Source organism: Kitasatospora sp. NPDC043949 (assembly GCF_056435365.1).
In genome coordinates, this window is record NZ_JBWKEQ010000034.1 from 36,168 (window position 1) to 55,103 (window position 18,936).

Genomic DNA, 18,936 nt, shown 5'->3' on the forward strand with positions numbered 1-18,936 from the left:
CCGCATCAAGCCCTGAGCGTCAAGCCCTGACCGGTCCGCATCAAGCCCTGAGCGTCAAGCCCTGACCGGTCTGCATCAGGTCCTGACCTGCGGCTATGCTGCCTTCGTCGGCGGTGACCACCGCCGGCGAAGGCAGCTGCGGCAGTGGGGGTCGGAGAGCATGCGGTACCGGATCGAGCGGATGGGGACCGAGGACTGGCAGCGCCTGCGGAAGGTGCGGCTGGCCCAGCTCCTCGACTTCCCGATGGCCTTCGGCGAGACCCACGCCGCGGCGCAGGCCCTGGGCGAGGCCGACTGGCGGGCCCGGACGGCTCGGGTGAACGAGCCGGGCAGCGTCGGCCTGGTGGCCGTCGACCCGGACGGCGAATGGGTCGGCACGATGCTCTCCGTCCCCGACCGGGACCAGGCCGCGACCGCCGTCCTGATCGGCGTCTGGGTGGCCCCGGAACACCGCGGCCGCGAACGCGGCGTGACGGACGCCCTGTTGGACGCCGCCACCGACTGGGCCCGCACCGAGGGCGGCGCCAAGCGGATGCTGCTCGGCGTGCACGAGGCGAACTCCCGCGCCGCCGCCTTCTACCTGCGCCGGGGCTTCACCTACACCGGCGGGGAGACCCCGTACGGGCTCGACCCGCAGGCCCGCATCCTGGAGATGGCCCTCCCGCTGGACTGAAACGCCCTGAGGCAGGCCGAACGGCCGTTCCCACGAAGCGGGTTGGGCGGAAAAGCGCGGGCCCCGAGCGCGCCCGCGCCGTAGGATCGACGGTCATGGTTGATCTCTATCCTCCGACGAGTCCCTACGGCCACGGTTTCCTCGACACCGGAGACGGCAACCGGGTCTACTACGAGCAGCTCGGCAACCCCGAGGGCAAGCCCGTCCTGTACGTCCACGGCGGCCCCGGCGCGGGGACGCCGGACCGGCCCACCCGGGCGTGGGATCCGGAGTGCTACCGCGTGATCCGCTTCGACCAGCGCAACTGCGGCCGCAGCACCCCGCACGCCGGCGACCCGGCGGCGGACATGAGCCTGAACACCACGCAGCACCTGATCGACGACATGGAGCGGCTGCGCGAACACCTCGGCATCGAGCGGTGGTTGCTGAACGGTGCCTCCTGGGGTTCGACCCTCCTGCTGGCCTACGCGCAGCAGCACCCCGAGCGGGTCAGCGAGATCATCATCCAGGCGGTGACGACGACCCGCCGGGCCGAGACCGACTGGCTCTACCGGGGCGCCGGGTCCTTCTACCCCGAGGCGTGGGACCGGTTCCGCGAGGGCGTGCCCGAGGACGAGCGGGACGGCGACCTGCTCGCCGCCTACGCGCGGCTGATGGAGAACCCCGACCGGGCGGTCCGGGCGAAGGCCGCCGCCGGCTGGCTCGCCTGGGAGGACGCGGTCATCTCGAACGAGCCCAACGGCTCGCCCGGCATGTACAGCGCCCGGGAGGTCGACGAGCAGATCGCGTTCGTCCGGATCTGCGCCCACTTCTTCAGCAACGGCGCCTGGCTGGAGGAGGACCAACTGCTGCGCAACGCCCACAGACTGGCCGGGATCCCGGCGGTGCTGGTGCACGGCCGGCACGACATGGGCTGCCCGGTGCAGACGGCTTGGGAGCTGGCGAAGGCGTGGCCGGGCGCGCGGCTGCACATCTCCGAGGACTCGGGACACATCGGCAGCGAGAAGATGAAGGAGACCGTCCGAGAGGCCATCGAGGAGTTCAAGCACCTCTGATCCTGCTCGGGTTCCGCCACTCGTCGATCGCGACTCGATGCCCTCCCGGGTGCGGGCTCACAGCCAGCGGTCGTACCAGGCGCGGATGCGCCGGAGGGCGTCGAGTTGATGGGCGCGCTCGTGGAGCCCGTGGCCCTCTCGGGGGTAGACGACGAACTCGTGCTCGACGCCGAAGTGGCGCAGTGCGCGATGGAAGTGGACGGCCTGGCCGAGGGGGACGTTGGTGTCCTGCTCGCCGTGCAGGATCAGGACCGGGGTGCGGATCCGGGACGCGTAGGAGATCGGGCTGTTCCGGTCGTGGAGGTGCGGTCCCGGCCCGTTCCAGCCGGTGCTGCCGCCGAGCGCCGCGTCCATGGCTCCCCACTCGCCGGTCCCGGCCTGCATGCCCCAGTCGGTGATGCCCGCGCCCATCATGGCGGCCTTGAACCGCCCGGTCTGGCCGATGGCCCAGGCCGCCATGAAACCGCCGTGGCTCCAGCCGGAGATGCCCAGGCGTTCGGGATCGGCGACTCCCTCGGCGACCAGCAGGTCGATCCCGGCGAGGATGTCGGTCCACTCGTCGCCGCCCACCGCTCCCGCCACCACGGCGGCGAATTCATGGCCGTGGCCCGACCCGCCCCGGGGATTGGGCAGGAAGACCGCGTATCCGGCGGTCGCCAGCCACTGGCCGCAGTCGACCGCGGTGAGCGTGAACTCGTCGGCATGGCGGAAGTAGGGGCCGCCGTGGACCATGGTGACGAGCGGGAACGGGCCCTGGCCTCGAGTCCGGCCGGCCGGCAGGATCAGCAGGCCGTCCAACTGGAGTCCGTCGGACGCCTGGTAGCCGAGCCGTTCCTGGGCACCCCAGCGGATCCCGCGCAGTTCGGGGCTGGTGTCGCTGAGCCGGAGCAGTGGCCCGCCCGTGGGGCCCGCGTGGACGTTCCTGGGTTCGCGCGCGGTGCTCAGCAGCACGGCGAGGGTCGCTCCGGAGCGACTCGCAGTGAGCCCGGCGAGCGTGCCGGGCGTGCCGAACGTGCCTGGCGTGCCGGGCGCGCAGGACAACCGGTGGAACCGCAGCGACTGCGGATCGAGCCGGTATAGCGCGGTGTCCAGCCCGTCGGCGAACAGCGCCAGCGGCGGCCCGTCGGCGACCTGTACCAGCTCGGTGGGGCAGGCGGACATGCCGACCGTGAGATCGCGCTGTTCGCCGGTCGGGCCGGTCGCCGGCGGCACGGTGTCGATCACGGCGAGCGCGCCGACCAAGTGCCCGGGGGTCACCGCCAGGTGGGCCAGATGCCATTCACCGTCGTGATGCCACCAGACCGGGGACCGGGCCTCGAATCCGACCGGGCCCAGGTCCTGGACGGCTCCCGTCTCCGGGGCGACCAGGTGCAGTCCTGCCGTCGTGACGCCGGGGTCGAGCTCGGGGGTGGCCCAGCTCAGTACGGCCAGCGGGCCGCCGTCCGGACGCTGGGCCACCTCCACGACATGGCGGTCTCCGAGGCCGTCCACGGTGCGGACCACGCCGGTCGCCAGGTCGAGCAGGCGCAGCCGGGTGGCGGGGAGGTGCCGGCCCCAGACCTTCGCGTCGTCACCCTCGGCCTCCCGGCGTTCGTCCTCCGGGGTGGGCTCGTCCTCGGCGAGCAGCGCCACGGTGCGGCCGTCGGCGAGCGGGTAGTGGTCGCAGATGCCCCCGCGCCACCTGGTCAGGGGCTCCGCCCGGGCGATGTCCCCGCTGCCGTCCAGAAGGATCCGCCGGAGTTGAGCGGTGCCCCGCTCCTCGCGGTCGGAGGTGAGAAACAGAGAAGCCGAGTCCGGCGCCCACTTCGGGGCGGCGGCGCGGGCCGTGCCGTCGGTCAGCCCGCGCGGGGCGGCGCTTCCATCGGCGGCGGCGACCCAGACCGAGCTGTGCGGGCGTCCGTCCCTTCCACTGTTCGCGACCACGCCGTAGGCGACCAGGCGACCGTCCGGCGAGATGGCCGGCGCCGCGGGGGCGGCCATGTCCACCACCAGTTCCGCGGTGAGCGGGTCGGTCGACTCGGGAGTCGGTCGCGGTGCGGGATGCGGCATGCGGGCTGCCTTTCACTCGCCAGTACGACGGACGGACATCGTGTCGCACCGACGGGCCGGTGTCAGTCGGGTTTCGGAGAATCGGGCCGTACGCGGCCCTGTCGAGTGCGGCCACCGGCTCGAAACAAGCAGGCGTGATTGCTTTTTTTCGCGCCCGGTGCCACGCTGCTGCCCGGCGGCGCTCGTGTGGGGGCGTCGCCAACCCGTCGGCAGGGGAGGCGCTTTGGCGCGCGAACGCTCGGTACTGCGGGTCGGCAACGCCTCGGGGTTCTACGGGGACCGCTTCGCGGCGGTGCGGGAGATGCTCACCGGCGGGCCGCTGGACGTGCTCACCGGGGACTACCTGGCGGAGCTGACCATGCTCATCCTGGCCCGGGACCGCCTGAAGGACCCGTCCCTCGGCTACGCCCGGACGTTCCTGCGGCAGATGGAGGAGTGCCTCGGCCTGGCGCAGGAGCGCGGGGTGAGGATCGTGGTGAACGCGGGTGGGCTGAATCCGGCCCGGCTCGCCGCCGAACTGCGGAACCTGGCACAGCGCCAGGGCCTCGCGGTGGCCGTCGCCCACGTCGAGGGGGACGACCTGATGCCGCGCAGGAGCGAACTCGGCTTGCCTGACGGCCTGTTGGCCGCGAACGCCTACCTCGGCGGCTTCGGGGTGGCGGCCTGCCTGGCCGCGGGCGCCGAGGTGGTGGTCACCGGGCGGGTCACCGACGCGGCGCTGGTCGCCGGGCCCGCGATCGCCCACTTCGGCTGGACGGCGGCAGACTTCGACGCCCTCGCCGGGGCGGTGGTCGCCGGGCACGTGCTGGAGTGCGGCGCCCAGGCGACGGGCGGGAACTACGCGTTCTTCCGCGAGCACGACGTCACCCGCCCGGGCTTCCCGATCGCCGAACTGCACGCCGACGGCTCCAGCGTGATCACCAAGCACCCGGGCACCGGCGGCGCCGTCACCGCGGGCACCGTCACCGCCCAACTCCTGTACGAGACGGGCGGTGCGCGCTACCTGGGCCCGGACGTCACCGCCCGGCTGGACACCGTGCGGCTCGCCGAGGAGGGGCCGGACCGGGTCCGGATCGACGGGGTACGCGGCGAGGCGCCGCCGCCCACGCTGAAGGTGGGCCTGAACCGGCTCGGCGGCCACCGCAACGAGGTGGTGTTCGTCCTCACCGGCCTCGACATCGAAGCCAAGGCCGACCTGGTGCGGCGGCAGTTCCTGGACGCCCTGCCGCCCGCCGCCCGGCCCGCCGAACTGCGCTGGACGCTCGCCCGGACCGACCACCCGGACGCCGGCACCGAGGAGGCCGCCTCCGCCCTGCTCCGGCTCACCGCCCGCGACCCGGACCAGGCCAAGGTCGGGCGCGAACTGGGCAAGGCCGCCGTGGAGTTGGGGTTGGCCGGTTACCCGGGCTTCCACCTCACCGCGCCGCCAGGCCCCGGCGCGCCGTACGGGGTGTTCGCCGCCGCGTACGTCGACGCCGAGGCCGTCGAGCACACCGCCGTGCTACCGGACGGCCGCCGGCTCGCCGTCCCGCCGGCCCCGGTGACGAGCCGACCTGCTGAGACCTCCGAAGAGCCGACGCTCCCCGCAGCACTCCCAGCAGTACTCCCAGCAGTACTCCCAACTGCACTCCCCGCAGAACCCCCCGCCGGCCCGCGTCGCCGCGCCCCGCTCGGCCTGGTGGCCGGCGCCCGCAGCGGCGACAAGGGCGGCGACGCCAACCTCGGCGTCTGGGCCCGCTCCGAGGCGGGATGGCGCTGGCTCGCCCACACCCTCACCGTCGACAAGCTGCGCGAACTCCTGCCCGAGACCGCCGACTTGCCCGTCACCCGGCACCTGCTCCCGAACCTGCGCGCGGTCAACTTCACCCTCACCGGCCTGCTCGGCGAAGGCGTCGCCGCCCAGCACCGCTTCGACCCGCAGGCCAAGGCCCTCGGGGAGTGGCTGCGCTCCCGCCACCTCGACATCCCGGAGGCCCTGCTGTGACCGTGCTGCCCACCCGCGTCGACCCGGCCGGGCCCGAGTACGCCGAGTACCGCGCCGCGATGCTCGCCAAGCTCGCCGGGCTGGACGCCGAGCACGCCAAGGCGCTGGCCGGCGGCGGCCCCAAGTACGTGGACCGCCACCGCGCCCGCGGCAAGCTGCTGCCGCGCGAGCGGATCGAGCTGCTGGTCGACCCGGACTCGCCGTTCCTGGAGCTCTCGCCGCTGGCCGCCTGGGGCAGCGACTACCCGGTGGGCGCGGCGCTGGTCACCGGCATCGGCGTGATCGAGGGCGTGGAGTGCCTGATCACCGCCAACGACCCGACCGTGCGCGGCGGCGCCAGCAACCCGTGGACCCTGCGCAAGGCCCTGCGCGCCAACGAGATCGCGTTCGACAACCGCCTCCCGGTGGTGAACCTGGTCGAGTCCGGCGGGGCCGACCTGCCCAGCCAGAAGGAGATCTTCATCCCCGGCGGCGCGTTGTTCCGCGACCTCACCCGGCTCTCCGCCGCCGGAATCCCCACCGTGGCCGTGGTGTTCGGCAATTCGACGGCCGGCGGCGCCTACGTCCCCGGCATGTCGGACCACACCGTGCTGGTCAGGGAGCGCGCCAAGGTGTTCCTCGGCGGCCCGCCGCTGGTCAGGATGGCCACCGGTGAGGAGGCCGACGACGAGTCGCTCGGCGGCGCCGAGATGCACGCCCGCACCTCCGGTCTGGCCGACCACTTCGCGGCGGACGAGGCGGACGCGCTGCGGCTGGCCCGCCGGATCGTCGCCCGGCTGGACCACCGCAAGCCGGGCCCGTCGCCGGACCGGCTCGCCGAGCCGCCGAAGTACGACGAGGAGGAGCTGCTGGGCATCGTCCCGGGCGACCTCAAGGTGCCCTTCGACCCGCGCGAGGTGATCGCCCGGATCGTCGACGGCTCCGACTTCGACGAGTTCAAGCCGCTCTACGGCACCAGCCTGGCCACCGGCTGGGCCCGGCTGCACGGCTACCCGGTCGGCGTGCTGGCCAACGCGCAGGGCGTGCTGTTCAGCGCGGAGTCCCAGAAGGCCGCCCAGTTCATCCAGTTGGCGAACCAGCGGGACATCCCGCTGCTGTTCCTGCACAACACCACCGGCTACATGGTCGGCCGGGCGTACGAGCAGGGCGGCATCATCAAGCACGGCGCGATGATGATCAACGCCGTCGCCAACTCCCGGGTGCCGCACCTGTCGGTGCTGATCGGCGCGTCCTACGGCGCCGGCCACTACGGCATGTGCGGGCGGGCGTACGAGCCGCGCTTCCTGTTCGCCTGGCCGAGCGCCAAGTCCGCGGTGATGGGCCCGCAGCAGCTCGCCGGGGTGCTGTCGATCGTCGCCCGGCAGTCGGCCGCCGCGAAGGGGCAGCCGTACGACGAGGACGCGGACGCGGCGATCCGCGCCATGGTCGAGCAGCAGATCGAGGCCGAGTCGCTGCCGGTCTTCCTGTCCGGGCGGCTGTACGACGACGGCGTGATCGACCCGCGCGACACCCGTACGGTGCTCGGCCTGTGCCTGTCCGCGATCCACAACGCGCCGGTCGAGGGCGCGCGCGGCTACGGCGTCTTCCGGATGTGAGACCGAACTGTTCGACCGAGCTGCGAGACCGAGCTGCGAGACGGAGCTGTGAGGGGCACCCGAGACATGATCACCAACCTGCTGGTCGCCAACCGTGGCGAGATCGCCCGCCGGGTCTTCCGCACCTGCCGGGCCCTGGGCGTCGCGACCACCGCCGTCCACTCCGACCCGGACGCCGGGGCCGCGCACGTCCGTGAGGCCGACGCGGCCGTGCGGCTGCCCGGCGCCGCGCCCGCCGACACCTACCTGCGCGCCGACCTGATCGTCCGCGCCGCGCTGGCGGCGGGCGCGGACGCCGTCCACCCCGGGTACGGATTCCTGTCGGAGGACGCCGGGTTCGCGCAGGCCGTGCTGGACGCCGGGCTGGTCTGGGTCGGCCCGCCGCCGGCCGCGATCGCCGCGATGGGCTCCAAGACGGCCGCCAAGCGGCTGATGGCCGAGGCCGGGGTGCCCGTGCTGGACGCCCTGACCGACCCCACCGAGGTCGACCTGCCGCTCCTGGTCAAGGCGGCGGCGGGTGGCGGCGGACGCGGCATGCGGGTGGTGCGCACGCTCGCGGAGCTCCCCGGCGAACTGGCCGCCGCCCGCGCCGAGGCGGCGAAGGCCTTCGGCTCGGACGAGGTGTTCTGCGAGCGCTACCTGCCCGCCGGGCGGCACGTCGAGGTCCAGCTGCTGGCCGACGCGCACGGCACGGTCTGGGCGGTCGGCGACCGCGACTGCTCGCTCCAGCGGCGGCACCAGAAGGTGATCGAGGAGGCCCCGGCCCCCGGCCTGCCCGAGGCGGTGCGCGCCGGGCTGCACGCGGCGGCCGTCAGCGCCGCCCGGGCGATCGGCTACACCGGTGCCGGTACGGCCGAGTTCATGCTCGGCGAGGACGGCCGGTTCCACTTCCTGGAGATGAACACCCGCCTCCAGGTCGAGCACCCGGTCACCGAGGCGGTCACCGGACTGGACCTGGTGGCGCTCCAACTCGCCGTCGCCGAGGGGGAGCGGCTGCCCGGGCCGGTCCCGCCGCCCGCCACCGGCTGCGCGATCGAGGCCCGGCTGTACGCGGAGGACCCGGCGAAGGACTGGCAGCCCGCCACCGGCACCCTGCACCGCCTCGAACTCACCGTGCCGCACCAGGAGTTCGGCGGCCGGGGTGTCCGGCTGGACTCCGGCGTGGCGGCCGGCGACGAGATCACCCCGCACTACGACGCGATGCTCGCCAAGGTGATCGCCTGGGCGCCGACCCGCGCCGCCGCCGCCCGCCGGCTGGCCGACGCGCTCGCCCGCGCAGAGGTCCACGGGCCCGCAACCAACCGGGAGTTGCTGGTCCGCGCGCTGCGGCACCCGGCCTTCCTGGCCGCACGCCTGCACACCGGCTTCCTGGCCGAGCACGCGGCCGAACTCACCGCCCCGGACGGCAGGGAGACCGCGCGCGCCGCCCTGGCCGCGGCCATCGCCGACGCCGCCGCCCGGCGCACCGGGCCGCACGGCGCACTGCCGTCGGGCTGGCGCAACCTGCCCTCGCAGCCGCAGTCCAAGCGCTACCGCACCGACGACGGCGCCGAGTTGGAGGTCCGATACCGCCTCACCCGGGACGGCCTGCGGGCCGACGACCACCCGCGGACGGAACTCCTGGACGCCTCGCCCGAGCAGGTCACGCTGCGCGAGGGCGCCGTCCGGCGCGGCCACCGCGTCGCGCGCTACGGCGACCGGGTGTACGTCGACACCCCGAACGGCGGCATCGCGCTCACCGCCCTGCCGCGCTTCCCCGACCCCGCCGCCCGGGCGGACCCGGGCGCGCTGCTCGCCCCGATGCCCGGCACCGTCGTGCGCACCACCGCCGCCGTCGGCGACACCGTCACCGCCGGTCAGTCGCTGCTCGTCCTGGAGGCGATGAAGATGGAGCACCGCGTCACCGCCCCCGCCGACGGCGTCCTGGTCGAACTCCACGCCGCCCCCGGCCGACAGGTCGAACTCGGCACCCTGCTCGCCGTCGTGCAGCCCGAGGCCGGTCCCGCCGCCGGTCCCGCCGCCGAGCCGACCGCAACAGCCGCCGTCCAGCCCACCGCCGAGCCGACCGCAACAGCCGCCGTCCAGCCCGCCGCAGAAGCCTGAGGAAGGACCCCGCATGTCCACCATCGGCAGTCAGCTCATCGAGACCACAGAACGCCGGGCCCTGCGCCAGGCCGTCGGCGACCTCGGCCGCCGCTACGGCTCCGCCTACTACATGGCCAAGGCCCGGGCCGGCGAGCCCGCCGACGAGCTGTGGGCGGACGCGGGCAAGGCCGGCTACCTCGGCGTGAACCTGCCCGCCGAGTACGGCGGCGGGGGCGGCGGCATCACCGATCTGTCCATCGTGCTGGAGGAGTTGGGCTCGGCCGGCTGTCCGCTGCTGCTGCTCATCGTCTCCCCGGCGATCTGCGGCACCGTGATCGCCCGCTTCGGCACCGAGGAACAGAAGCAGCGCTGGCTGCCCGGACTCGCCGACGGCAGCCGCAAGATGGCCTTCGGCATCACGGAGCCGGACGCCGGCTCCAACGCGCACCGGATCTCCACCGTCGCCCGCCGGGACGGCGGGGACTGGCTGCTGACCGGCCGCAAGGTGTTCGTCTCCGGCATCGACCACTGCGACGCCGTGCTGTTCGTCGCCCGCACCGAGACCGCCGACACCGGCGGGGGCCGCAGGCTCAAGCCCTGTCTGTTCATCGTTCCGCGCGACGCCGCCGGCTTCGAGTACCGGGCGATACCGATGGAACTCGTCGCCCCCGAGAAGCAGTTCCAGGTCTTCCTGGACGACGTCCGGCTGCCCGCCGACGCCCTGGTCGGCGACGAGGACGCCGGCCTGCTGCAACTGTTCGCGGGCCTCAACCCCGAGCGCGTGCTGACCGCCGCGTTCTCCCTCGGCCTGGCCCGCCAGGCCCTCGGCAAGGCCGTCGAGTACGCGAAGACCCGCACCGTCTGGTCCACCCCGATCGGCGCCCACCAGGGCCTGGCCCACCCGCTGGCCCAGTGCGCGGTGGAGATCGAGCTGGCCCGGCTGATGACCCAGAAGGCCGGGCTGCTCTACGACGCGGGGGAGGACCTGGCCGCCGGGGAGGCCGCCAACATGGCCAAATATGCGGCCGGCGAGGCCGCCGCCCGTACCGTCGACCAGGCGGTGCAGACGCTGGGCGGCAACGGCCTCACCCAGGAGTACGGGCTGGGCGCGCTGCTGGCCGCCACCCGGGTCGGCCGGGTCGCCCCGGTCAGCCGCGAGATGGTGCTCAACTACGTCGCCCAGCACACCCTCGGCCTCCCGAAGTCCTATTAGTCCGCCTCCTTCCAGGGCGCACCGGAAGCACCTACCGGACCCACCGGACGCACCCACCGGACGCACCCGCCCGGCGTGCCCCCGGTGGGTCACCAGAGGGACATCTCGGCGAACTTTGCAGTGGCGGACGTCATGGTCCGTATGCTCCTGTTCGTACCCTCGGTCGACCTTCCGCCGCGCCAGCCGATGCGTCAACTACCTTTCTGGAGGCTTACTTTGGTGTTCCGCAGCGAATTCCCGGACGTGCCGACGGTGGACCTGCCGATCCATGAGGCAGTGCTCGGCGGCGCGGCGGCGTACGGTGACCGGCCGGCCCTGATCGACGGCGTCACCGGGGAGCGCGTGAGCTACGCGCGGCTCGCCGCCGGCGTCGAGCGGGTGGCCGCCGGACTGGCCGCAGCCGGGGTGCGCCAGGGCGACGTGGTGGCCCTGTTCAGCCCCAACACGCTCGGCTACCCGACGGCCTTCTACGGCGCCACCCGGGCCGGCGCCACCGTGACCACGGTGTCCTCGATGGCCACGCCCGCCGACCTGGCCGGGCAACTCGGCGACAGCGGCGCCCGCTGGCTGGTGACCGTCTCCCCGCTCCTGCCGACCGCCCGCAAGGCCGCCGCCCTGCTCGCCGAGCAGGGCGGCCCACTGGCCGAGATCCTCGTCCTGGACGGCGCGGAGGGCCACCGCTCGCTCGCCGACCTGCTGGCCACCACCGGCCCCGCCCCCGGGATCGCCATCGACCCAGGCCGGGACGTCGCCGTACTGCCCTACTCCAGCGGCACCACCGGACTGCCCAAGGGGGTGATGCTCACCCACCGCTCGATCGCCACCAACCTCGCCCAGTGCGACGCCCTCTACCGGCCCGCCGTGGGCGAGCGGGTGCTAGCCGTGCTGCCCTTCTTCCACATCTACGGCCTGACCGCGCTGCTCAACCAGCCGCTGCGCTGCGGCGCCACCGTGGTGGTGCTGCCCCGCTTCGACCTGGAGCAGTTCTGCCGCACCATCGAGGAGCAGCGGGTGCAGGCGCTGGTGGTCGCCCCGCCGATCGCGCTCGCCCTGGCCAGGCACCCGGTCGTGGACCGCTTCGACCTCTCCTCCGTCGAGTACCTGCTGTGCGCGGCCGCTCCGCTGGATCCGGAGCTCGCCGCCGCCTGCGCCCGCCGCCTGGGCCTGCCGCACCTGCTCCAGGGCTACGGCATGACCGAGCTGTCCCCGGTCACCCATGTGGTCTCCCCGCTGGAGCGCGACCCCTCGCCCGGCTCGGTGGGGCGGCTGATTCCCTCCACCGAGCTGCGGGTCGCCGCCCTGGACGGGGCCGGCGAGGACCTCGGGCCCGGCGAGCCGGGCGAGCTGCTGATCCGGGGCCCGCAGGTGATGAAGGGGTACTTCGGCCGGCCCTCCGACACCGCCGCGGTGGTCGACTCCGAGGGCTGGCTGCACACCGGCGACGTCGGCTTCGTCGACGACCGGGGGTACCTGTACATCGTCGACCGGGTGAAGGAGCTGATCAAGTACAAGGGCCACCAGGTGGCCCCGGCCGAACTGGAGGCCGTGCTGCTCGGCCACCCGCAGATCGTCGACGCCGCCGTGATCGGCGTCCCGGACGCCGACGGCACCGAGTGCCCCAAGGCCTTCGTGGTCCGTGCTCCGGGCAGCGGCCTGAGCGCGGAGGACGTCACCGGCTTCGTGGCCGGGCTGGTGGCCCCGTACAAGAAGGTCCGCGCGGTGGAGTTCGTCGAGGCCGTTCCCAAGTCCGCGGCCGGCAAGATCCTCCGCCGCGAGCTGCGGGCCCGCGAGGCCGAGCGCCGTGCGGCGTCCGCGACCGCAGCCGCCGCGCCCACCGCCCCCGAGGCCTCCCGCTGAGCGGCCGGGCCCCCGGCGGCCGAAGACCGGCGCCCGTCTGTGAGGATCGACCCGCCGACCGCGACGGGCCCGCCGACCGTGACGGGCCCGTCGGGCACGACCGGCCCGCCGAGCCCCCACCGGAACAGGAACCGCCGCCAGCCATGACCAGCCACCCCGCCGTCCGCACCCCCCAGCAGGACCGCAGCCGCGCCACCCGGGCCCGGCTGCTCGCGGCGGCCGTGAACTGCCTGGCCGAGCTCGGCTGGCACGGCTCCACCGTCACGGTGGTCGCTGAGCGCGCCGGAGTGTCCCGGGGTGCCGCCCAGCACCACTTCCCGACCCGCGAGGACCTGTTCACCGCGGCCGTCGAACACGTCACCGCCGAGCGGCTGGCCGCCGTCCGCGCCCACACGGACGAGCTGCCGGCCGCCGGCCCCGACCGCACCCGGGCCGTCGTCGACATGATCGTGCGCCTCTACACCGGTCCCCTGTTCCGCGCCGCCCTGCACCTGTGGACGGCCGCCGCCACCGAGGAGCCGCTGCGCGAGCGGATCATCGCCCTGGAGGGGCACGTCGGCCGGGAGGCCCACCGGGCCGCCGTCGAGTTCCTGGACGCCGACGAGACCCGCCCCGGCGTGCGCGAGTCCGTGCAGGCCACCCTCGACCTCGCCCGCGGGCTGGGCCTGGCCAACCTGCTCACCGACGACAGCGTCCGACGATCCGGGGTGATCCGGCAGTGGACCGGCGTTCTGGAGAGTACGCTGCGGCCGGTACGCCCATGACTCCCGTACTACCGGAGCGACCGGACGACCCCTGACCAAGGGGTCGCCGGGCGGCCGATGTCCGTGCAGTCTGGAGAAGAATCCCGGCCGACACGGACCGTGAGGCCCCCGGCCGGGCACGAGCCGAACCGGGGTGCTGCCTGATCATGCACGGAAACGAGTGGGACGTGACCTCCGCCGCCGGCCCCGCACCGGGCGGCACCCCCGTACGCCCCGAAGGCCACCGACTCGTCCCGCTCGCGACGGCCCTGCTCCAGGGCGACGGCCTGATCCTGCACTGGAGCGAGGACGCCGAGGCGCTGCTCGGCTACTCCGCCGAGGAGGCCGTCGGCAGCTACGCCGCCCAGCTGCTCACCGACGGCACCGACCGCCCCGAGGTGCTGTCCCTGTTCTCCCACATCATGGGCGGCTCCACCGGCTGGTCCGGCGTCTTCCCCGTCCGCCACCGCGACGGCCACAAGGTCGACCTGGAGTTCCGCACCTACCCGATCGCCGGCCCGGCCGGCACCCTGCTGCTGCTCGCCACCGCCTCCGACATCCGCGCCCTCCAGGCGGTCGAGGCCGACCTCGCCGTCCTCGACGGCGTCTTCGACCGCTCACCGATCGGCATGGCCGTGTACGACACCGAGCTGCGCTACGTCCGGCTCAACGATGCGCTCGCCCGGATGAACGGCGTCCCCGTCGCCGCCCACCTCGGCCGCCGGATACCCGCGGTGCTGCCCGGCATCAACAGCGTCGAGATCGAGCAGACCATGAGGCAGGTGCTCAGGAGCGGCAAGCCCGTGGTGGACGCCCGCTCCCACGGCCGGGTGCCCGGGGACCCCAAGCGCGACCGCGCCTGGTCCGCCTCCTACTTCCGGCTGGAGGACTCCACCGGCCGGGTCTTCGGCGTCTGTTCCTCGATCATCGACGTCACCGAGCGCTTCCAGGCCGAGGCCCGCGCCGCCCGCGCCCAGGAGCGGCTCGCCACCATCGCGGAGGCGACGGCCCGGATCGGTACCACCCTCGACCTCCAGCGCACCGCGGAGGAGCTGATCGAGGCCGTCGTCCCCCGGTTCGCCGACTTCGCCACCGTCGACCTGCTGGAACCGGTGCTGCGCGGCGCCGAACCCACCCCCATCCCCTCCGACCGGACGGTCACCCTGCGTGCCGTCGCCGTCGGCGAGTCCTACGAGTCGGGCCTCGCGCACGCCGTGGACACCGTCGGCGAGACCTCCGAGTACGCCCCCGACCGCAGCTACACCCAGTGCCTGCGCAGCGGACGCCCCCTGCTGCGCGCCCACGTGGACGCCGAGGTGCTGCGCGGCCTGGTCGCCAGCGAGGACCGGGTCGAGCCCGGCATCGCGGCGGGCATCCACTCGTACCTGATGGTGCCGCTCACCGCCCGGGGCATGGTGCTCGGCGGCTCCGAGTTCATCCGGATGCGCAACTCCGAGCCGTTCAGCGACGCCGACGTGGCGCTCGCCGAGGAACTGGTCGCCCGCACCGCGCTGGCCATCGACAACGCCCGGCTCTACCGGCGCGAGCGGGAGACGGCGCTCACCCTCCAGCGCAGCCTGCTGCCACAGGAGATCCACCGCACCCTGGGCCTGGAGATCGCCTACCGCTACCTGCCCAGCAGTGTGGTCAGCGAGGTCGGCGGCGACTGGTTCGACGTCGTGCCGCTGTCCTGCGGCCGGGTCGCCCTGGTGGTCGGCGACGTGATGGGCCACGGCATCCGGGCCGCCGCCACCATGGGCCAGCTGCGCACCGTCGCCCGCACGCTCGCCACCCTCGACATGCCGCCCGAGCAGGTCCTCACACGCCTGGACGAGACCGCCTCGGGCATCGGCGAGGGCCAGTTCGCCACCTGCATCTGCGCGGTATACGACCCGCTGGAGCGCACCGTCCAGGTCGCCTCGGCGGGCCACCTGCCGCCGATCTGGGTCGCCCCCGACGGCACCGCCAGCAGGGTCGAGGTGCCGCCCGGCGTGCCGCTGGGCGTCGGCGGGGTGGCCTTCGAGTCGATCGAGTTCACCCTGCCCGAGGGCGGCATGGTCACCCTCTACACCGACGGCCTGGTCGAGCGGCGCGGCCAGGACCTCGACGACGGCATCGACCTGCTGGCCGACACCCTCGCCGGGCCCGGCCGGACCCTGGAGGAGAACTGCGACGCCGTCCTCGGCGCACTGGTCACCGACGGCACCGAGGACGACATCGCGATGATCATGGCGCGGGTGCTGCCGCTGCCCGCCGACCGGATCGCCACCCTCCCGCTCACCGGCGGCGGCCGGCTGCCCGGCAAGGCCCGCCGCTTCACCCGCGCCACCCTGGACGCCTGGGGCCTGACCGCCCTCTCCGACTACGCCGAACTGCTGGTCAGCGAGCTGGTCACGAACGCCCTGCTGCACGCCGACGCCCCGCGGCGGCTGCGGCTGTTCCGCGACCGGGTGCTCACCCTGGAGGTCTCCGACGCCGGCGGGGCGGCCCCGCAGCTGCGCCCCTTCGCCGAGCAGGACGAGGGCGGGCGCGGCATGTTCCTGGTCAGCGAGCTGGCCCAGCGCTGGGGCAGCCGGCTGACCAGGGACGGCAAGGTGGTCTGGGCCGAGCTGGAACTGCCCTTCGGGGCTGCTTAGTTCCCCGTCAGCGCGGGTCAGTCCCCGGTCAGTGCGCTTCCCCGGTCAGTGCGCGGCGAGCGGGTAGTGGTCGGAGAGGTCGGTGTAGGTGTAGCTCTTGCCCCAACTGCTCACCGTCCACGGCGCGCTGTGCGTGCGCAGGACCTGGTTGGTGTACTGCTGCGGGCGGGCGTGGTCGGCCCGGTAGAGCACGTAGTCCAGGTCCTCCTTGGGCTCGCCCGGGTAGCGGTAGGCGGCGATGGAGTTGTCGGCGGTGTCGAAGGAGTACGGCCAGCCCGTGCGGGCGGAGGCCGGCGCCAGGTTGGCGTTGTCCAGCAGGGCCTGGTACTCGGAGCCGTGCGAGTCGATGTTGAGGTCACCGGCGAGCAGGATCGGCTCGTTCGCCGGGATCTGCTTGGCGTCCAGGAAGCCGCGCATGGCCGTGAGCTGCTTGGCCCGGATGGCGGCCGGCTGGCCGTTGGAGCAGCCCGAGTCGGTGGACTGCAGGTGGGTGCCGACCACGTGGGTGCGCTGGCCGTTCACGTTCAGGACGGCGTAGACGAAGCCCTTGTTCGAGAAGTAGTCCGAGCCGCAGGCGTCCTTGTAGACGTACTGCTCCTTGCGCAGGATCGGCCACTTGCTGAGCAGCGTCACGCCGCCGTCCTCGGGGGTGGTGGAGCTGTAGCTGCCGGAGGTCGCGTCCCAGCCGCTGGTGGAGCGGCCGACCACCGGGGTGTGGTACGGGTAGGCGGCCGAGGCCTTGGCGGTCAGGGCGTCGGAGGCCGCGTTGTCGAAGGCCTCCTCCAGGACGACCACGTCGTGGCCCTGGAAGAAGTCCGCCGAGGCGATCGCCTGCGCCCGGTGCTCCTGGCCCCAGTTGGGGTAGAGGGTCGTGCTCATCAGGAACGTGTTGTACGTGAGGACGTCCAGCGCGGGCGCGGTGACCGGGGCGCTCTCGGTCGTGGCGCCGGTGGCGGCCGTGGCGGGGGCGGTGGCGAGCGCGCCGAGCACGGCGGCGGCAGCGCAGGCGGCGGCAGCGCAGGCGGCGGCGGCCTTGCGGAGGGACGACAGCGGCATTGGGGCTCCGTGAGGGTATGACGTGAACGCGACGGTCAGCGGATGGTGTACATCCAACGTCGCCGCCCGCACGGTGCACAAGACCGCGCAAGAGCATTCGGTGAACGCAGTTGAAACACTGTCACCGCCAAGAACGCGCGAACCCCACCACCCGCTGAGGGTGGTGGGGCTCGCGAGAGTTGTGCGCGTCAGACCTCGCCGAACTCGCCGGCTTGGACGGCGGCGACGAACGACGACCAGGCCTCGGCGGGGAAGACGAGGGCAGGACCCTCGGGGTCCTTGGAGTCACGGACGGGCAGTACACCCGGGAAGCCGGGGGCCACCTCAACGCAAGACCCGCCATTGTTGCTGTAACTGGCCTTGACCCACGCGGCGTCGGATAGGTCTACAGGAGTGATCATGACGTTCCTCTCACGCCTTGCACTTTCGGATCAGCTCCAGTGACGCAGCCTTCGAGAGCGCTTCAACCTGGAGCTGGTGGCAGTCCCGCTCCCAGGCTTGAGCAGTCTCGGCGTCCCGCGAGAGGAAGCCGCGCAACTGGCACTCCGAGTATGCCAGGAGTTTTCGATCCGCCAGGGTCAGCAGCGTGACCATCATGGTGAACGGCAGCTCTTCTGCAAGAGAAAGCGGCGCCACTTGGATCGTGATGTTCGGACGAGTGGCGAGGTCTTCAAGGTGCGCAAGCTGCCGAGCCATGACCTTGCGCCCGCCCACCGGTCGTAGAAGGGCGCCCTCGTCCAGGACGAAGTGGAGCCGGGGCGCAGGCTGCCGGTCAAGTAGCTTCTGGCGCGTGGCAAGGAAGTCGAGCCGATCCGCAGCCTGCTCCTCGGTGACGCTGCCGCGCCGCACGGCGGCCGAGGCGAAGGCTGCGGCGTACTCCATTGTCTGCGCCAGGCCAGGCACGATGCCCAGTTCGAAGTGGTTGATGCTCAGGGCCTTCGCTTCTTGCTGGGCGTACTCGGGAAACCCTTCCAGCAACGATGAGCCGCTGAGACTCCAGTACGTCAGTTCTAGTGTTCCACCGGCACCAAGGGCCCGGTCGGCTTGTACGACCCAGTCGAGTGTGGGACTGCGTGTCCCTCGTTCGAGGTTGGAGATCTGACTGTCACTCAAGTTCGTCATCGCCCCGAGGTCGGTCTGTGTGAGCCCCGCCGCCTTGCGCAGCCTGCGGAGTTGTGCGCCGAAGGCCTTGAGGGGTGATGCGGACGGGTCCAGCTCGGTCTCGCGCATGATCAGACCTCCGTTGCATTCCTTATCCCACAGGGGATTTCGTCAAGTGGAGAACCCTTCCGATCGTAGAGGCTGTCGCGCCACCATGGCTACACCAAGTGACACGCCAAGAGCGAAGCGCTACGGAGACCCCATGCCCGAAAACCCGAAATCCGCGCTGCCCGACTTCGTCCGCAACGAGGTGGTGCGGGACCTGAAGCACCGAGACGACGACGGCAAGCCGAAGGAGGGGGTCTTCATGGAGATCCTCTGCGGGGCGGCCTTCCTGAGGCCGCTCGGCGGGGGGTGCGAGTGGACGACCAGGCCCGATCAGCTGCGACGGTGCGACCCCAGGGAGATCGCGCCGGGTACGGGGAGCAGCCCGCAGCGTCGGCCGATGTTTCCGGAGCCGGCGTGACCTCGGGGGAGATGCTGCTCGCCGGGCTGCACGTCAGCTCGCTGGCGGCCGGCGGTTTTACCGCTGTGGTCAACGGCTGCCGCGCCGCTGTCGGCCGAACCGCGAACCGGACCGACAAGCTCCCGCCACCGCGCCGCGAGTGCTCATCCCGCGCGGCGGCGGGGTCCAACGCCCGTCCGTGACAGGCAATCACGGACGGGCGCCGGCAGGCCTACCTCCCCTGCCGGTCGGCTCCGAGGGCACGTTGGCGCCAGACCCTCGCCGAGCCACACCGCTCCCCGCCGGCCACTCCGCCGACGGGGAGCGGCCGTCCCTCGATCACCGTCGATTCCTTACCTTCCCTGTTCTCTGGAGGCGCACGTT

15 protein-coding genes are annotated in these 18,936 nt (G+C 73.1%); 11 read left to right on the top strand and 4 right to left on the bottom strand.

The window, feature by feature from the left end:
• Positions 1–160 precede the first annotated feature (160 nt).
• Together AC07AL_RS25505 and pip are read left to right on the top strand one after the other, a co-directional pair.
• A complete protein-coding gene (locus AC07AL_RS25505) occupies positions 161–673 on the top strand; it encodes a GNAT family N-acetyltransferase (protein WP_478318292.1) in 513 nt (170 codons plus the stop codon).
• A 95-nt stretch (positions 674–768) separates the two neighbouring features.
• Positions 769–1,728, top strand: a complete 960-nt coding sequence (gene pip, locus AC07AL_RS25510; protein ID WP_478318293.1) for a prolyl aminopeptidase — start codon at positions 769–771, stop codon at positions 1,726–1,728.
• A gap of 57 nt (positions 1,729–1,785) precedes the next feature.
• On the opposite strand, the gene AC07AL_RS25515 is transcribed toward pip, so the two are convergent.
• Positions 1,786–3,777, bottom strand: a complete 1,992-nt coding sequence (locus AC07AL_RS25515; RefSeq protein ID WP_478318295.1) for a prolyl oligopeptidase family serine peptidase — start codon at positions 3,775–3,777, stop codon at positions 1,786–1,788.
• Between the two features lie 223 nt (positions 3,778–4,000).
• On the opposite strand from AC07AL_RS25515, the gene AC07AL_RS25520 reads away from it, so the two are divergent.
• From AC07AL_RS25520 to AC07AL_RS25550, 7 genes are all read left to right on the top strand, one after another.
• Positions 4,001–5,761, top strand: coding sequence for an acyclic terpene utilization AtuA family protein (locus AC07AL_RS25520; RefSeq protein ID WP_363629768.1), 1,761 nt, complete (start codon positions 4,001–4,003; stop codon positions 5,759–5,761).
• Positions 5,758–7,356, top strand: coding sequence for an acyl-CoA carboxylase subunit beta (locus AC07AL_RS25525; protein WP_387816043.1), 1,599 nt, complete (start codon positions 5,758–5,760; stop codon positions 7,354–7,356). The genes AC07AL_RS25520 and AC07AL_RS25525 overlap by 4 nt, the downstream gene beginning before the upstream one ends.
• Before the next feature lie 66 nt (positions 7,357–7,422).
• The gene (locus AC07AL_RS25530; RefSeq protein ID WP_478318298.1) at positions 7,423–9,459 is read left to right on the top strand and encodes an acetyl/propionyl/methylcrotonyl-CoA carboxylase subunit alpha; all 2,037 of its coding nucleotides are present in this window, start codon (positions 7,423–7,425) and stop codon (positions 9,457–9,459) included.
• A gap of 13 nt (positions 9,460–9,472) precedes the next feature.
• Entirely contained in the window at positions 9,473–10,654 is a 1,182-nt protein-coding gene (locus AC07AL_RS25535) for an acyl-CoA dehydrogenase family protein (protein ID WP_478318300.1), read from the top strand.
• 216 nt (positions 10,655–10,870) lie between these two features.
• Positions 10,871–12,511 carry an AMP-binding protein gene (locus AC07AL_RS25540; protein WP_478318301.1) on the top strand — a complete coding sequence of 547 codons (1,641 nt, stop codon included), beginning with the start codon at positions 10,871–10,873 and terminating at the stop codon, positions 12,509–12,511.
• 143 nt (positions 12,512–12,654) lie between these two features.
• Positions 12,655–13,275, top strand: coding sequence for a TetR/AcrR family transcriptional regulator (locus tag AC07AL_RS25545; protein ID WP_363584637.1), 621 nt, complete (start codon positions 12,655–12,657; stop codon positions 13,273–13,275).
• 146 nt (positions 13,276–13,421) lie between these two features.
• A complete protein-coding gene (locus AC07AL_RS25550) occupies positions 13,422–15,890 on the top strand; it encodes a SpoIIE family protein phosphatase (protein WP_478318303.1) in 2,469 nt (822 codons plus the stop codon).
• A 45-nt stretch (positions 15,891–15,935) separates the two neighbouring features.
• Here AC07AL_RS25550 and sph read toward each other — a convergent pair whose 3' ends face one another.
• From sph to AC07AL_RS25565, 3 genes are all read right to left on the bottom strand, one after another.
• Positions 15,936–16,946, bottom strand: a complete 1,011-nt coding sequence (gene sph, locus AC07AL_RS25555; RefSeq protein ID WP_400987147.1) for a sphingomyelin phosphodiesterase — start codon at positions 16,944–16,946, stop codon at positions 15,936–15,938.
• A 188-nt stretch (positions 16,947–17,134) separates the two neighbouring features.
• A complete protein-coding gene (locus tag AC07AL_RS25560) occupies positions 17,135–17,347 on the bottom strand; it encodes a DUF397 domain-containing protein (RefSeq protein WP_363584643.1) in 213 nt (70 codons plus the stop codon).
• 10 nt (positions 17,348–17,357) lie between these two features.
• Complete coding sequence (locus AC07AL_RS25565; protein ID WP_363584645.1) at positions 17,358–18,176, bottom strand: helix-turn-helix domain-containing protein; 819 nt, start codon at positions 18,174–18,176, stop codon at positions 17,358–17,360.
• Between the two features lie 133 nt (positions 18,177–18,309).
• Here AC07AL_RS25565 and AC07AL_RS25570 point away from each other — a divergent pair, with 133 nt between their 5' ends.
• Complete coding sequence (locus AC07AL_RS25570; protein WP_363584647.1) at positions 18,310–18,573, top strand: hypothetical protein; 264 nt, start codon at positions 18,310–18,312, stop codon at positions 18,571–18,573.
• On the top strand, positions 18,570–18,755 hold the full coding sequence (locus AC07AL_RS25575; protein WP_478318306.1) for a hypothetical protein: 186 nt from the start codon (positions 18,570–18,572) through the stop codon (positions 18,753–18,755). The genes AC07AL_RS25570 and AC07AL_RS25575 overlap by 4 nt, the downstream gene beginning before the upstream one ends.
• Positions 18,756–18,936 lie beyond the last annotated feature (181 nt).

Bases quoted from the DNA above. Each gene is read 5' to 3' on its own strand.
- AC07AL_RS25565 (WP_363584645.1), bottom strand. From the start codon at position 18,176: ATGCGCGAGACCGAGCTGGACCCGTCCGCATCACCCCTCAAGGCCTTC.
- AC07AL_RS25535 (WP_478318300.1), top strand. From the start codon at position 9,473: ATGTCCACCATCGGCAGTCAGCTCATCGAGACCACAGAACGCCGGGCC.
- AC07AL_RS25515 (WP_478318295.1), bottom strand. From the start codon at position 3,777: ATGCCGCATCCCGCACCGCGACCGACTCCCGAGTCGACCGACCCGCTC.
- pip (WP_478318293.1), top strand. From the start codon at position 769: ATGGTTGATCTCTATCCTCCGACGAGTCCCTACGGCCACGGTTTCCTC.
- AC07AL_RS25560 (WP_363584643.1), bottom strand. From the start codon at position 17,347: ATGATCACTCCTGTAGACCTATCCGACGCCGCGTGGGTCAAGGCCAGT.
- sph (WP_400987147.1), bottom strand. From the start codon at position 16,946: ATGCCGCTGTCGTCCCTCCGCAAGGCCGCCGCCGCCTGCGCTGCCGCC.
- AC07AL_RS25505 (WP_478318292.1), top strand. From the start codon at position 161: ATGCGGTACCGGATCGAGCGGATGGGGACCGAGGACTGGCAGCGCCTG.
- AC07AL_RS25545 (WP_363584637.1), top strand. From the start codon at position 12,655: ATGACCAGCCACCCCGCCGTCCGCACCCCCCAGCAGGACCGCAGCCGC.
- AC07AL_RS25550 (WP_478318303.1), top strand. From the start codon at position 13,422: ATGCACGGAAACGAGTGGGACGTGACCTCCGCCGCCGGCCCCGCACCG.
- AC07AL_RS25570 (WP_363584647.1), top strand. From the start codon at position 18,310: ATGCCCGAAAACCCGAAATCCGCGCTGCCCGACTTCGTCCGCAACGAG.
- AC07AL_RS25530 (WP_478318298.1), top strand. From the start codon at position 7,423: ATGATCACCAACCTGCTGGTCGCCAACCGTGGCGAGATCGCCCGCCGG.